The organism is Streptomyces sp. AF1A (assembly GCF_047340315.1).
Classification (GTDB): domain Bacteria; phylum Actinomycetota; class Actinomycetes; order Streptomycetales; family Streptomycetaceae; genus Streptomyces.
The window spans coordinates 1-13,614 of sequence record NZ_JBLEBI010000186.1 but is presented as its reverse complement, the minus strand read 5'-3'; the positions used below and the strand labels follow the sequence as shown (position 1 = coordinate 13,614).

The following is a 13,614-nucleotide window of genomic DNA, read 5'->3' as shown; positions in this document are numbered from 1 at the left end:
GCGTCCCGGGCACCTCCGGCGACGTCGCCCGTGGCTCCGCCGGGCCGGTTCCCGGGCGCGCTGGGCCGCGGGGTCTCCGGGGACGCGGGCGGTGTGCGGCCGGTGAGGGACGGGGACGGGGGCACCGCGGTGGGCCGAGCGGGCGGCGGTACGACGCGGTCCTTGCGGACGTCGCTCCCGACCCTGCGTTCGATCCAGGTGTTCGTCCCGACGTCGACGAGCGTGAGGCTGGAGACGGGCTTCGCCGCCGGCGTCACCACGATCACCTGGTTCGGCCGGTATCCGGACCAGGCGGAGCCGCGGGAACCGATGCCGCCGTGGGCCTCCTGGGGCGGCCGCAGCGGGTTGCCGCAGGCGCAGCGCACCCGCGGCACGCCCCGGTCGTCGACGAGGACGGCGGTGCCCGCCTGGAGCACGGCCTGGTATCCGTCCGCCTGCCCGTTGCGGTAGGCGTGGTTGGTGACGCGGGTGTCGGCGCGGAGCAGGACCGGGGTCAGAGCGCGCAGATAGCCGGGCAGGGCCGACGGGGAGACGCCGGCCGCGTCGGCGAAGGCGTCCCGCCTGGCGGGGTCGGCGGTCAGCCGGGTGATCTGCCGTTCCACGTCGCAGCCGGCGACATGCGCGCTGCCGCTGTAGAGCCCGGGGGTCTCCCCGGACAGGGTGCGCGCCGCGCCCAGGGGCGCCACGGCCAGCCCGGCGGACGGGGCGCCGGCGTCGCTCGTCCCCTTCGTGCCGGTCGGCAGGGCCCGGCCGGTGGTCGTGGCGCCGGTCGCGGTGGAGTCGGTGAACGGGTCGGGCCCCTGGTCCGCGGCGGGCTGCAGGAAGACCTCGTCGCCCAACTCGGCCTGCCTGACGGCGGTGCCTGCGCAGCCCGCGAGGAGCAGCGCCGCAGAGAGCACGCGGGCCATGACGATGGATCCGGTGGGTATGCGCACCGTGCACTCCGCATCACTGTGGGTAATTCCTCACTATTGTTTGCATTGCTCCCTTTTGGCTGGCAACTCGGCGGGAACGCCCTAGGAGACGACGCGGCCGTGGACTGGTTCACCGCACCCGACTACTGGCTGAGCCGGCTGGTCTTCCAGCGGGCTCTGGCCGCCGTCTACCTCGTGGCGTTCCTCACGGCTGCCCTCCAGTTCCGGGCCCTGCTCGGTGGGCGCGGCATGCTGCCGATTCCCCGCTACGTGGCGCGGGTGCCCTTCAAGCGGGCGCCGAGCCTGTTCCACCTGCACTACTCGGACGGGTTCTTCGCGGCCGTCGCGTGGGCCGGCTGCGCGGTGTCGGCGGCGCTGCTGGCGGGGGCGGACTCCCTGCTGCCGTTGTGGGCGGGCGTCCTGCTCTGGCTGGTGCCGTGGGCGCTGTACCTGTCGATCGTCAACGTGGGCCAGACCTGGTACGCGTTCGGCTGGGAGTCGCTGCTGCTGGAGACGGGCTTCCTGGCCGCGTTCCTCGGCAACGACGAGGTGGCGCCGCCGGTCGTCGTGCTCTTCCTGCTGCGCTGGATCCTGTTCCGGGTGGAGTTCGGCGCCGGTCTGATCAAGCTCCGCGGCGACGCCTGCTGGCGGAAGCTGACCTGCCTGTACTACCACCACGAGACGCAGCCCATGCCGGGCCCGCTGAGCTGGTTCTTCCACCATCTGCCCAAGCCGCTGCACCGGGTGGAGGTGGCTGCCAACCACGTCACCCAGCTGGTCGTGCCGGTGCTGCTGTTCACTCCTCAGCCCATCGCGTCGGCCGCGGCCGCGCTGATGATCGTCACCCAGCTCTGGCTGGTGCTCTCCGGCAACTTCTCCTGGCTGAACTGGATCACCATCGTGCTGGCCCTGTCCGCCCTGCAGCTGCCGGCGACGGCGCCGTCCGTGCCGCCGGCGCCGCTGTGGTACGAGGTGCTGGTGCTCGCGGTCGGCGCGCTGCTGGTCTGCCTGAGCTACCACCCGGTGGTGAACATGGTCTCCCGCCGTCAGGTCATGAACCGCTCCTTCGACCCGCTGCACCTGGTCAACACCTACGGCGCGTTCGGCAGCGTCAGCCGGGTCCGCTACGAGGTGGTCGTCGAGGGCACGCTGGACGACGTGCCGCGCGAGGACGCGGACTGGCGGGAGTACGAGTTCCGGGGCAAGCCGGGCCCGCCGCGCCGCTGGCCGCGCCAGTTCGCCCCGTACCACCTGCGCCTGGACTGGCTGATGTGGTTCGCCGCGCTGTCGCCCGCCTATGCCGGCGACTGGTTCGGCGGCCTGGTGGAACGCCTACTGGAGAACGACCGCGACACGCTGCGGCTGCTGCGCCGCTCCCCCTTCCCGCCCGACACCCCGCCCCGCTACGTGCGCGCCCGGCTCTTCCGCTACCGCTACACGACCTGGCGCGAGCTGCGGGAGACGGGCGCCTGCTGGGACCGGACGTATGTGCGGGAGTATCTGCCGCCGACGCGGCTGGCGGGGGTGGTTCAGAGGTCGTAGACGCGCCGCGCGGTGCCCTCGAACAGGGCCGTGCGCTCGGCGGGGCTCAGCCCCGCCGTCAACTCCTCGGCGGTTTCGAGGACCTGGCCGTAGCCGGCGGCGAGCGTGCACACCGGCCAGTCGGAGCCGAACATCAGGCGGTCGGGGCCGAAGGCGGCCAGGGCGGTGTCGGCGTACGGGCGCAGGTCGCCGGTGGTCCAGGTGGCGTGGTCGGCCTCGGTGACCAGGCCGGAGAGCTTGGCGACGGTGTTGGGCAGGGCGGCCAGCGCGCGCAGCCGGGACGCCCAGGGCTCGCGCTCCCCGGTCGCGATCGGCGGTTTGCCCAGGTGGTCGAGGACGAAGGTGAGGTGGGGCAGGGACGCGGCCGCCTCGGCGCAGGCCGGGAGCTGATGGGGCAGGACGACGAGGTCGTGGACCAGGCCCGCGTCCGCCACGGCGGCCAGGCCCCGGCGCACGTCCGGGCGCAGCAGCCACCCGGGGTCGGGCTCGCCCTGCACCTGGTGGCGGATGCCCTTGAGGTGGCCGCCGCCGGGGAGCCCGCGCAGGCGGGCCAGTTCGTCGGCGACGTCGGGGCGGGTGAGGTCGGTCCAGCCGACGACGCCGGCGATCAGCTCGTGCTCGGCGGCGAGGCGCAGGAGCTCCGGGGTCTCCTCGGGCACGGTGACCGTCTGGACCAGGACGGTGCGGTCGACGCCCGCCGCGCGGGCCTCGCCTTCGAGGTCGGCGACGGTGAAGTCCCGGCGGATCGGACTGCCTGGACCGATCCAGTCCTGGTCGCGGACCGACAGGTCCCAGACGTGGTGATGGGCGTCCACCCTCATGGCAGCTCCCGGACCACGGGCGGCCCGGCGTCCGCGCCCCGCGGGGCGGCTCTCATGCCGTCTCCTCCTCGAGGCGCAGCAGGCCGGAGTCCCGCAGCTCCTGCCAGAAGGCCTGCGGGACGCGGGCCGCGAACTGGTCGGCGCAGTCGTGGACCTCGGCCGCCGAGCGCGCGCCGACCAGGACGGCGGCGACGGCCGGACGGGCCCGGCAGAAGGCCAGCGCGGCGGCGCGCAGGGTGGTGCCGTGGCGCTCGGCGACCGCCTTGAGGCGCAGGGCGCGGTCCAGCAACTCCTGGGGCGCCCGGGTGTAGTCGTACGTCGACCGTGGCGACGGATCGGCCAGCAGGCCCGAGTTGAAGGCGCCGCCGACGACGACGGACACGCCGCGCCGCGCGGCCTCGGGCAGCAGCTCGGCGTCCGCGCTCTGGTCGAGCAGGGTGTACCGGCCCGCGCAGAGCACCACGTCCACGTCGGTGTCGCGGACGAACCGGGTGAGCATGCCGGCCTGGTTCATGCCCGCGCCGATCGCGCCGACCACGCCCTCGGCGCGCAGCTGCTCCAGGGCCGGGTAGCCCTCGCGGAAGGCCTGCTCGGCGTGGTCGTCGGGGTCGTGGAGGTAGACGACGTCCACCCGGTCCAGGCCGAGGCGGTGCAGGCTCGCCTCCAGGGTGCGGCGGACGCCGTCGGCGCTGAAGTCCCACACGCGCCGGTGACGGGCGGGCACGGCGAAGCCGTTGGCCAGGTCGTCGCCGGTGCCGTCGGCGGGTTCGAGGCGGCGGCCGACCTTGGTCGAGACCGTGTACCGGGCGCGGTCGTACTCCCGCAGGGCGGCGCCGAGCCGGCGTTCGGACAGGCCCAGCCCGTAGTGCGGGGCCGTGTCGAAGTAGCGCACGCCCCGTTGCCAGGCGGCCCGGACCGCCTCGTACGCCTGTTCGTCGTCCACCGGGGTGTAGAGGTTGCCGATGCCCGCGGCGCCGAAGCCGAGCGGGCTGACCTGGACGCCGCTGCGGCCGAGGGCGGTCACCGGTTCGCCGCCGGGCGCAGCCGCAGGCCCTGCATGCCGCCGTCGACGGCGAGGGCGGTGCCGGTGGTGGCACCGGACAGCGGACTGGCCAGGTAGGCGATGGCGCCGGCCACCTCGGCGGCCGTGACCAGCCGTCCGGTGGGCTGGCGGGCCTCCAGGGCGGCGCGCTCGGCGGCCGGGTCCGGGGCCGCGTCGAGCAGCCGGCCGATCCACGGGGTGTCCGCCGTGCCGGGGTTGACGCAGTTGACCCGGATGCCCTCCCGGATGTGGTCGGCGGCCATGGCGAGGGTCAGGGCGTGCACGGCGCCCTTGGTGGCGCTGTACAGGGCGCGCTGCGGAAGGCCCGCGGTGGCGGCGACGGAGCAGGTGTTGACCATCGCCGCGTGGCGGGAGCGGCGCAGGTGCGGCAGGGCGGCGCGGGCGGCGCGGACCATGCCGAGGACGTTGACGTCGAAGACGTGCCGCCACTCGTCGTCGTCGTTGTCCTCGACCGTTCCCTGGGCGCCGATGCCCGCGTTGTTGACCAGGACGTCGAGCCCGCCGAGCGCCTCGGCGGCCTCCTGTACGGCCGTGCGCACCGAGGCGTCGTCGGTGACGTCGGCGCGCAGGGCGAGGAGCGGCTTCTCCACCGGCAACGGGTCCCGGTCGAGGACGGCGACCCGGGCGCCGCGCTCGGCGAGGAGGTCGGCGGTGGCCCGGCCGATGCCGGAGGCGCCGCCCGTGACCAGGGCCGTGAGGCCCGCGAAGTCGCTCATGCGGCCTGTCCCTTCTGTGTGTCGGGGTCGGCGGCCCAGTAGGTCCCGCCGGGGAAGGTATAGCGCGCGACGGACTCCGGGCGCAGGGCGGCGGAGAAGCCGGGCGCGGCGGGTGCCAGGTAGCGGCCGTCTCGCAGGACGACCGGGGTCACGAAGTGCTCGTGGAGGTGGTCGACGTACTCGATGACCCGGTCCTCGGTGCTGCCGGACACCGCCAGGTAGTCGAACATCGACAGGTGCTGGACGAGTTCGCACAGGCCCACCCCGCCCGCGTGCGGGCAGACGGGGACGCCGAACTTGGCGGCGAGCAGCAGGACGGCGAGGTTCTCGTTGACGCCGGCGACGCGGGCCGCGTCGATCTGCACGATGTCGAGCGCGCCCGCCTGGAGCAGCTGCTTGAACATGATCCGGTTGTGCACGTGTTCGCCGGTGGCGACCTTCACGGGGGCCACCGCGCGGCGGATCGCGGCGTGGCCGAGGACGTCGTCGGGGCTGGTGGGCTCCTCGATCCAGTACGGATCGAACTCGGCCAGGGCCCGGGTCCACCGGATCGCCTCGTCCACGTTCCAGCGCTGGTTGGCGTCCACGGCCAGGCGTACGTCCGGTCCGACGACCGCGCGGGCGATTCGGCAGCGGCGGACGTCGTCGGCGAGGTCGGCGCCGACCTTGAGCTTGATCTGCCGGAAGCCGTCGGCGACGGCCTGCGCGGCGAGCCGGCCGAGCTTGTCGTCGTCGTACCCGAGCCAGCCGGGCGAGGTGGTGTAGGCGGGATATCCGCGCTCCAGCAGCCGGGCCCGGCGCTCCGCGGCGCCGGCCCTGCCCCGCGTGAGCAGGTCCAGCGCCTCCTGCGGGGTGAGCGCGTCGGTGAGGTACCGGAAGTCGATCTGGCGCACCAGCCACTCGGGTTCGGCGTCGGCCAGCAGCTGCCACAGCGGCTTGCCGGCCCGCCGGGCGGCGAGGTCCCATACGGCGTTGACGACGGCCCCGACCGCCATGTGCATCACGCCCTTCTCCGGGCCGAGCCAGCGCAGCTGGCTGTCGGAGACCAGGTCGCGCAGGAGCGTGCCGGGGTCGGCGCAGAGTTCCTCGGCGTCGCGCCCGAGCACGTGGTCCCGCAGCGCGTCGATCGCGGCGACCTGGACGTCGTTGCCCCGCCCGATGGTGAAGACGAACCCGTGTCCCTCGTGCCCGTCGGCGGCGTCCGTGCGCAGCACGACGTACGCGGCGGAGTAGTCGGGGTCCGGGTTCATCGCGTCGGAGCCGTCCAGCTCGCGCGAGGTGGGGAAACGGATGTCGTGGGTGTCGACCGCGATGACGCGGGAGCGGGCCTGGGACACTGAAGTCCTTTCCGTCGGTGGGCTGTCGCCGGTCAGTCCTGGGCGCGGCCCGTCGTCAGACGGGCGATCATGAGGGCGACGAGGATGATCCCGCCGTAGATGGCCTGGATCCAGAACGACGGCACCTGTGCGAGGGTGAGCAGGTTCTGGACGACGCCCAGGAGGAGGACACCGGTGAGGGCGCCGGACATCGTGCCCCTGCCGCCGTCGAGGCTGATGCCGCCTATCACCGCGGCCGCGAACACGGTGAAGATCATGTTCTGGCCCTGGTTGGCGCTGATCGCGCCGACGTACCCGGTCTGCAGCAGGCCGCCGACCGAGGCGAGCACGCCCGCGATCACGTACACACCGAGCATGACCCGGTCGACGCGGATGCCGGCCGCGCGCGCCGCGTCCGTGTTGCCGCCGATCGCGTACAGGGCGCGGCCGACGCGGTGGTACTTGAGCACGAACCCGGCGACGGCGAAGGCGACCGCCGCGAGCCACACGGACAGCGGGACGTTCAGGAAGGTCGTGGTGGCCAGGGTGTAGAAGCTGTCGGGCATGCCGAACAGCGTCTTGCCCTTGGTGGCGCCGACCAGCAGGCCGCGCAGCACGATGAGCATCGCGAGCGTCACGATGAACGCGTTGAGCCGGAACCTGACGACCAGGATGCCGTTGAACGCGCCGACCAGGCCGCCGACGACGAACATCGCGAGCAGGCCGACGGCGACGGGCACACGGGTGCCCCAGCCGGACTGGCTCGCGGGCAGCACCAGCAGGGCGCCGGCGGCCGGCGCGATGCCGACCACCGACTCCAGGGACAGGTCGAACTTGCCGGTGATCAGCACCAGTGACTCGGCGAGCACGACCATCGCGAGGGCGGCGGAGGCGCCGAGGACGGAGATGAGGTTCCGCTCGGTCAGGAACGAGTCGTTGACCACCGCGCCGAGCACGAGGAGCAGCACCAGGGCGGGGACCAGGGCCAGTTCCCGGGCCCGGCGCAGCAGCACGGTCCGGGCCGACCGGGGGTCCGGGGTCTTCGAGGACGCGAGCGGCGGGGCGGCCCGGGTGTCAGCCATGGTCAACTCCTTCGATGGAGGCGATCAGCTCGTGGTCGCGCCAGCCGGCCGGGTGCTCGGCGACGACACGGCCGTGGAAGAGGACGAGGACGCGGTCGCAGCGTCTGAGGTCGTCGAGTTCGTCGGAGACGACCAGGACGGCGGTGCCGTCGTCGCGGGCGCTGTCCATGCGGGCGAGCAGCGACTCCTTGGACTTCACGTCGACGCCCGCGGTGGGGTTGATCAGCACGAGCAGGCGGGGGTCACGGGCGAGGGCGCGGGCCATGACGACCTTCTGCGCGTTGCCGCCGGACAGGTCCGCGACGGGCTGGTCGGGGCCCTCGGCGTGGATGTCGAGGCGGTCGATCAGCTCGGCGGCGACGGCGCGTCTGCGGTCGCCGGCGACGAAGCCGAACCGGCCGAGCCGGTCCAGCACGCTCAGGGTGGCGTTGTCCCCGATGCTCATGCCGGCCACCAGTCCCTGCTCGTGCCGGTCGCGCGGGACGCATCCGACGCCGGCGTCCAGGGCGGCGCGCACGTCGCCGAACGGCAGCCGTTCGCCGTCCAGTCGGGCCGTGCCGGCGGTCGGGGTGTGCAGCCCGGCGAAGGACTCGGCCAGCTCGGTCTTGCCGCTGCCGCTGGACCCGGCGAGTCCGACGACCTCTCCGCGGCGGACGGTGAGGTCGACGTTCTCGTACGCCGGTGAGGTCAGGCCGCGCGCCTGGAGCAGCACGGGCGCGGCCTCGTCGACGGCCCTGTTCCCGGCGGCGTGTTCGGCGACCGATTCACCGGCCATGGCCTCCACCAGCGCCGCTCTCGGCAGGTCGGCGACGGGGGCGGTGGTGATCCAGCGGGCGTCGCGCAGCACGGTGACGGTCTGGCAGACCTCGTACACCTCCTGCAGGTGATGCGAGATGAACAGGAAGGTGACGCCGGAGTCCTGCAGCGCGCGCATGCGGGTGAACAGCCGCTCGATCTCCCGGTTGTCGAGCTGGGCGGTGGGTTCGTCCAGCACGATGAACCGGGCGCCGAAGCTGAGCGCCCGCGCGATCTCCACCAGCTGGCGGTCCTCCACGGCCAGGTCGGCGGTGCGGGCCCCGGGGTCGACGCGCACGCCCCACGTCTGCAGGAGCTCGGCGGCCTCGGCGCGCAGCCTGCGCCAGCTGATGAACCCGCGCTCGAGCGGCTGCCGGTTGAGGAAGAGGTTCTCGGCGACCGTCAGTTCCGGGACCACCGTGGGCTTCTGGTACACGCAGGCCACCTTGCGGCGCCAGGCGTCCCGGTCGGCGAGCGGCGGCGCGGGCTCGCCGTCGAAGCGGACGGTGCCCGCGTCCGGCGCCTGCAGGCCGGTGAGGATGTTCACCAGGGTGGACTTGCCGGCGCCGTTGCGGCCGACCAGGGCGTGGGACTCGCCGGGCAGGACGGTCAGCCGGCCGTCGGCGAGGGCGACCGTGGGGCCGTACCGCTTGACGATGCCCGAGGCTTCGACGAGGGGGGTCGCTGGGGCGCTCATCCGACCGTGTTGCCCCACAGCTCGGGGTCGTCGACGTTGGCGTTGGTGACCAGCGGAGCGGGCAGCTGGTCCTCCAGGATGCCGCTGGGCAGCCGGACGATCGTGGAGCCGTGGTCGGTCGGGCCGGGCTTGAACGTCCTGCCCTGCATCGCCGCCTTGATGTAGGAGAGGCCGTACTTGGCATAGGCGTCGGCCGGCTGGGAGACGGTGGCGTCGATCTCGCCCTTGCGGATGGCGTCGTACTCCTGCGGGATGCCGTCGTTGGAGACGATGACGATGTGGCCCGCCTGGCCTGCCGTCTTCAGCAGGTGCTTGGACTTCAGGGTCTGCAGGGTCGGCGCGAGGTAGACGCCGCCCGCCTGGAGGTAGATGCCCTTGATGTCGGGGTTGGCGTTCAGCAGCGTGTCCAGCTTCGCGGCCGCCGTGTCGGACTCCCACTTCGCCGGGATCTCGAGCACCTTGAGCCGGGGGTACTTCTTCTGCACGCAGGAGCGGAACGCCTCGGAGCGGTCACGGCCGTTGACCGAGGCGAGGTCGCCCATGATCTGCACGACCTTGCCGCTGGTCACGTGCTGCCCGAGGTAGTCGCAGGCCTTCTTGCCGTAGGCCACGTTGTCGGCGCGCACCACCATGGCGACCTTGCCCTTGTCGGGGGCGACGTCCACGGCGACCACGGGCACGCCCTTGCGCCGGGCCTGGTCGAGTCCGGCCTGGATGGCGGCGCTGTCCAGCGGCGCGACGACCAACCCCTTGACGCCCTGCGTGAGTTCGTTGTCGATGTCGGTGATCTGCTGGGAGGGGTCGCTGTTGGAGTTGACCGTCTTCAGCACCTCGACGCCCTCGGACTTCGCCATCTTGGGCACGTAGTCGTTGTAGGACTGCCAGAACGGCGACGTCAGCAGCGGCAGGATCACGCCCACCTTGCCGGTGCCGCCGCTGCCGGCGCTCGCGGTGTCCTTGGTGCTGCCGCAGGCGGCGAGCACGAGGGAGACGCCGGCGGCCAGGGCCGCCGCGCCGATGATCCGGGACCTGCTGCGCTTCCTGACTGTGCTGGCGGGCATCTCGCGGCTCCTCGTCGAGGTCGTTCGAGCAGACGCCGCATACTTATCAGACCACTCTGGTGCCAGAACACCCTGCTGCAGCGAGAATCCCCAATATTTGCACCTAGTGGTCGGACCAATCCCGTGGCTAGACTGCACGCACCCGGCGACTGGAGGAGTGGCGTGGACGAGGCGGCCCCGCAGAAGGGCACGGTGACCCAGCGCGCCATCGAGCAGATCAAGGCGATGATCGCCGAGGGTCGGCTGGAGCCGGGCCAGCGGCTGCCCACCGAGCGGGACCTCGCCGCCCAGCTGGGCATCTCCCGCAGCTCGATGCGCGAGGCGATCCGCGCGATGACGGTCCTGGGCGTGCTGGAGGCCCGGCACGGCTCCGGCATCTACGTCACGGCGCTGGAGGCCGGCGACCTGCTGGAGACCTTCGGGGTGGTGGCGGACCTCTCCCGGGGCCCGCGGCTGGTGGAGCTGCTGCAGGTGCGCCGGATCCTGGAGTCGACGGCGACCGCGCTGGCGGCCGCCCGCATCACCGACGACCAGCTCGCGACCGTGGAGAAGCACCTGGCGGCGATGAACGCCACCGACGACCCCGAGGAGATCCTCGCCCACGACCTCGCCTTCCACCGCGAGATCGCGGCCGCCGCCGGCAACGAGACGATGGCCGCCATCCTGGAGGGCCTGTCCTCGCGCACCTTCCGCGCCCGCGTCTGGCGCGGCTACCAGGAGGAGGGCGCCTTCGCCCGCACCCGCCGCGAGCACGCCGCCATCCACCGTGCCCTGACCGCCCGCGACCCGGAAGCGGCGCGCGCGGCGGCGGCGGCCCACGTGGGCGAGGTGGAGGAGTGGCTGCGAACGCAACTCGGCAGCCAGGACGCCGCGGGCGGCCGCTGACGTCGTGGACGGCTGCTCGGGAAGCGCCGTCCACGACACCGGAACGTGGCGGTCGGAAGGTGACGGTCACAACGCGGTGATCAGAACGAGGTGATCAGAACGCGGTGATCAGAGAGTGATGATCACAGTGTGACGGTCGCGTGGAGAAGGCGGTGGTCCGAGAGCGCTGGATCCACGACCTCGCAGCCGTAACTCGCGCCGACCGGACCGAAGATGTAGTCGATCTTGTTGTTGCCGTCGGTCGGCGTGCCGGTGTGCGGCGCGTCCGGGGTTGCCTGGCCGCATTCCTGGCCGTACGCGTAGAGGCTCGACAGCACGGAGACGTCGGCGGTGGTCGTGTTCAGGTCACCGCCGTAGAACGGCGTGTACCCCTCCGTCTTCAGGCCGTCGACGATGGACCGGAGTCTGCCGGCCTGCTGGGGCCGGTACGTGTTGTCGGGGTCGTCGCCCGCCTGCTTGCCGTCGACGAAGTAGGAGCCGCTGCTGAAGTGCGCGTCGCAGTAGACCGCGCCGTCGTCGGGAACGGTCGCGCACAGCGCCGGCCGCTGCTCCTTCTTGTCGGGCGAGGGAAGCGTGTAGCCCCGGTACCAGGTGTTCGTGTCCTTGACCGCGAGAGCGATGCCGAACGCTCCCCGGTCCGTGCCGGTCTTGCTGTCCATGCAGGTCTTCTGGGCCATGAGGAGCGGGTCCGTCGCACCGTCCTCGTCGATCACCTTGAAGTACGTGGGCGCGAACCGCACGTCCCAGCCGCCGCCCAGGCTGCTTTCGAGCTTCAGCTCGAGCGGCTTCACCGCCTTCTCGCAGATCTCCTGGAAGAAGACGGCCTCGGGGCGGTGGTTGAGATAGCCGCCGGGGACGGTCCCCAGGTCTGCGGCGACGCCGGAGGCGACGGTGTCGGCGTCCGCGTACTGGAGCTTGCACTCAGCGCTGGTGTTGTTGTTCGCGCACACGTTCCACGAGGCGATGTCGTGTCGGCCGGAGGCCGTCACCGGCGAGGCCGGCGGGACGGCCGTGTCACCCGTACCACCGACCTTCTCGAAGGTGAAGCGCTCCCAGCCGCCGACTGTGCTCGACCGGGCGCGCAGCAGCCCCGCGTCACCACCGGTGTAGTTGAACTCCGCGGACACGTAGAGGCCGTTCGCGGCGGACTTCAGGGCGTACTGTCCGCCGCCCTGCGGCACGACGTAGAAGCGCTCCCAGGAACCGGTGTTGGTCCCCCGGGCGCGCAGCATGCCCGCCTGAGGACCGGTGGTGCCGATCTCCGAGGTGACGTAGAGGCCGTTCTCCTCGTTGCGGAGTGTGATGGTCGTGCCGTAGCCGACGCCTGCGATGTTGTCGGTGTGCAGCGAGAAGGTCTCCCAGCTGCCCACGGAGGTCGAACGGGCCCGGAGCTTACCGTTCTGGTCGCCCGAGTCGTTGACCTCGGCGGCCACGTACAGCCCATTGACCTTGAGGGCCCAGCGCTGGCCGGTGGACGAGGGCGGGGCCGAGGCGGCGAGCGCGGGCGTCGCGGGCAGGACCAACAAGCCCATGACGGCGGCCAGGACCGCCGTCAAGAGCACAGATATTCTTCGCATTGTTCCCTTGTTTCGACGACAGCCTGAAGATCGGTGACTGTGAGGTTAGGGGCGTGATCAGTGGTCGGCAAGCGAGCGAACGGTGCCGCAGCGGGATCCCGACGTCCCTGGTCAGCGTCTCCGCAACCGCAGCGTCATCAGCTCGAACGGCCGCAGCCGAACGGTGATCCGCGCGCCGTCGCGCCCCGGCGGCTGCGCGTCGCCGAGCGGACGCTCCAGCAGGTCCGTCACCGCGAGGCCGGCGACGTCGAACCCGGCCGTCAGGGTCGCCCGGACCCGGCCGCCGTGCGCCTCGTGGAAGCGGACCACCACGTCACCGCTGCCGTCGTCGGCGAGCTTGACCGCCGTGATCACGACGGCGTCGTCGTCCACGGTGACCAGCGGAGCCACGTCGTGGGCGCCGGTCAGCCGCCGTTCCGGCAGGTTGACACGCCAGCCCTCACGGACCGCGTCGGCGATCGAGGCGCCCGGGACCAGGGCGTGCCGGAAGCGGTGGACGCCCTGGTCGGTCTCGGGGTCGGGGAAGCGCGGGGCGCGCAGCAGGGAGACGCGCACCGTGGTGCTCGTACCCCGGTCGCCGTCGCCGCGGACCGTGCGGGTCACGTCGTGGCCGTACGTCGAGTCGTTGACAAGTGCGATGCCCCACCCGGGCTCCGCCAGGTGGACGAAGCGGTGGTTGCACGCCTCGAACTTCGCGGCCTCCCATGAGGTGTTGGTGTGCGTGGGACGGTACACGTGCCCGAACTGGGTCTCGGACGCGTAGCGTTCGGCGTGCAGGTCGAGCGGGAACGCCAGCTTCAGGAACTTCTCCGTCTCGTGCCAGTCGACCTCGGTGTCGATGACCAGTCGGCGCTCCTCGGGCGGCAGCGACAGCACCTGGGTGACCCGGGAGGCGCCGAAGGTCCGCACGATCCGCACCGACGCCCCGTCGTCCCCGGCGCTCACCTCGTCGGCGTCGGTGAGGTCGGTGACCGTGTTGCGGTAGAAGGCGTCCACGTCCCAGGCGTCCCACATGTTCGGGAAGTCCGGGTGCAGCTGGAGGAGGTTGGCGGCCTCGCCGGGGGCGACGGCCTCGCGGTCGGCGTCGAGGTCGTACGCGGAGACGACCAGCCCGCGGGCGTCGATCTCCACCCGCAGCACGCCGT

At 72.5% G+C, this 13,614-nt stretch carries 12 protein-coding genes; 2 read left to right on the top strand and 10 right to left on the bottom strand.

Annotated features, from left to right (window positions below; translation table 11 throughout):
• The coding region (locus tag ACLU3S_RS31285) for a DUF6777 domain-containing protein (RefSeq protein ID WP_413955342.1) at positions 1-935 on the bottom strand (935 nt) is incomplete at its 3' end.
• Positions 936-1,034: 99 nt separating this feature from the next.
• Here ACLU3S_RS31285 and ACLU3S_RS31280 point away from each other — a divergent pair.
• A complete protein-coding gene (locus tag ACLU3S_RS31280) occupies positions 1,035-2,456 on the top strand; it encodes a lipase maturation factor family protein (protein WP_413955341.1) in 1,422 nt (473 codons plus the stop codon).
• On the opposite strand, the gene ACLU3S_RS31275 is transcribed toward ACLU3S_RS31280, so the two are convergent.
• Genes ACLU3S_RS31275 through ACLU3S_RS31245 form a run of 7 tightly spaced genes read right to left on the bottom strand, consistent with a single transcriptional unit; the run spans position 2,444 to position 10,007 of the window.
• A complete protein-coding gene (locus ACLU3S_RS31275) occupies positions 2,444-3,277 on the bottom strand; it encodes an amidohydrolase family protein (RefSeq protein ID WP_413955340.1) in 834 nt (277 codons plus the stop codon). The genes ACLU3S_RS31280 and ACLU3S_RS31275 overlap by 13 nt on opposite strands.
• Positions 3,278-3,329: 52 nt before the next feature.
• Positions 3,330-4,301 (bottom strand): aldo/keto reductase, encoded by a 972-nt coding sequence (locus ACLU3S_RS31270; RefSeq protein WP_413955339.1) that lies wholly within the window; start codon positions 4,299-4,301, stop codon positions 3,330-3,332.
• The gene (locus ACLU3S_RS31265) at positions 4,298-5,056 is read right to left on the bottom strand and encodes an SDR family NAD(P)-dependent oxidoreductase (RefSeq protein ID WP_413955338.1); all 759 of its coding nucleotides are present in this window, start codon (positions 5,054-5,056) and stop codon (positions 4,298-4,300) included. The genes ACLU3S_RS31270 and ACLU3S_RS31265 overlap by 4 nt, the downstream gene beginning before the upstream one ends.
• The gene (locus ACLU3S_RS31260) at positions 5,053-6,393 is read right to left on the bottom strand and encodes an L-fuconate dehydratase (protein ID WP_413955337.1); all 1,341 of its coding nucleotides are present in this window, start codon (positions 6,391-6,393) and stop codon (positions 5,053-5,055) included. The genes ACLU3S_RS31265 and ACLU3S_RS31260 overlap by 4 nt, the downstream gene beginning before the upstream one ends.
• A gap of 32 nt (positions 6,394-6,425) precedes the next feature.
• Positions 6,426-7,454: an ABC transporter permease gene (locus tag ACLU3S_RS31255; RefSeq protein WP_413955336.1), complete on the bottom strand. Its 1,029-nt coding sequence runs from the start codon at positions 7,452-7,454 to the stop codon at positions 6,426-6,428.
• The gene (locus ACLU3S_RS31250; protein WP_413955335.1) at positions 7,447-8,946 is read right to left on the bottom strand and encodes a sugar ABC transporter ATP-binding protein; all 1,500 of its coding nucleotides are present in this window, start codon (positions 8,944-8,946) and stop codon (positions 7,447-7,449) included. Before ACLU3S_RS31250 ends, ACLU3S_RS31255 begins: the two co-directional genes overlap by 8 nt.
• Positions 8,943-10,007 carry a sugar ABC transporter substrate-binding protein gene (locus ACLU3S_RS31245; protein WP_413955334.1) on the bottom strand — a complete coding sequence of 355 codons (1,065 nt, stop codon included), beginning with the start codon at positions 10,005-10,007 and terminating at the stop codon, positions 8,943-8,945. Before ACLU3S_RS31245 ends, ACLU3S_RS31250 begins: the two co-directional genes overlap by 4 nt.
• A 162-nt stretch (positions 10,008-10,169) precedes the next feature.
• On the opposite strand from ACLU3S_RS31245, the gene ACLU3S_RS31240 reads away from it, so the two are divergent.
• Positions 10,170-10,892, top strand: a complete 723-nt coding sequence (locus tag ACLU3S_RS31240) for a FadR/GntR family transcriptional regulator (protein ID WP_413955333.1) — start codon at positions 10,170-10,172, stop codon at positions 10,890-10,892.
• A gap of 122 nt (positions 10,893-11,014) precedes the next feature.
• On the opposite strand, the gene ACLU3S_RS31235 is transcribed toward ACLU3S_RS31240, so the two are convergent.
• The gene (locus tag ACLU3S_RS31235; RefSeq protein ID WP_413955332.1) at positions 11,015-12,454 is read right to left on the bottom strand and encodes a fascin domain-containing protein; all 1,440 of its coding nucleotides are present in this window, start codon (positions 12,452-12,454) and stop codon (positions 11,015-11,017) included.
• Between the two features lie 126 nt (positions 12,455-12,580).
• Positions 12,581-13,614: glycoside hydrolase family 38 C-terminal domain-containing protein (locus tag ACLU3S_RS31230; RefSeq protein WP_413955331.1), on the bottom strand; the 1,034-nt coding region annotated here is incomplete at its 5' end.

Excerpts from the sequence above, each read along its gene's own strand:
- ACLU3S_RS31245 (WP_413955334.1), bottom strand. The coding sequence starts at position 10,007 with ATGCCCGCCAGCACAGTCAGGAAGCGCAGCAGGTCCCGGATCATCGGC.
- ACLU3S_RS31265 (WP_413955338.1), bottom strand. The coding sequence starts at position 5,056 with ATGAGCGACTTCGCGGGCCTCACGGCCCTGGTCACGGGCGGCGCCTCC.
- ACLU3S_RS31255 (WP_413955336.1), bottom strand. The coding sequence starts at position 7,454 with ATGGCTGACACCCGGGCCGCCCCGCCGCTCGCGTCCTCGAAGACCCCG.
- ACLU3S_RS31250 (WP_413955335.1), bottom strand. The coding sequence starts at position 8,946 with ATGAGCGCCCCAGCGACCCCCCTCGTCGAAGCCTCGGGCATCGTCAAG.
- ACLU3S_RS31275 (WP_413955340.1), bottom strand. The coding sequence starts at position 3,277 with ATGAGGGTGGACGCCCATCACCACGTCTGGGACCTGTCGGTCCGCGAC.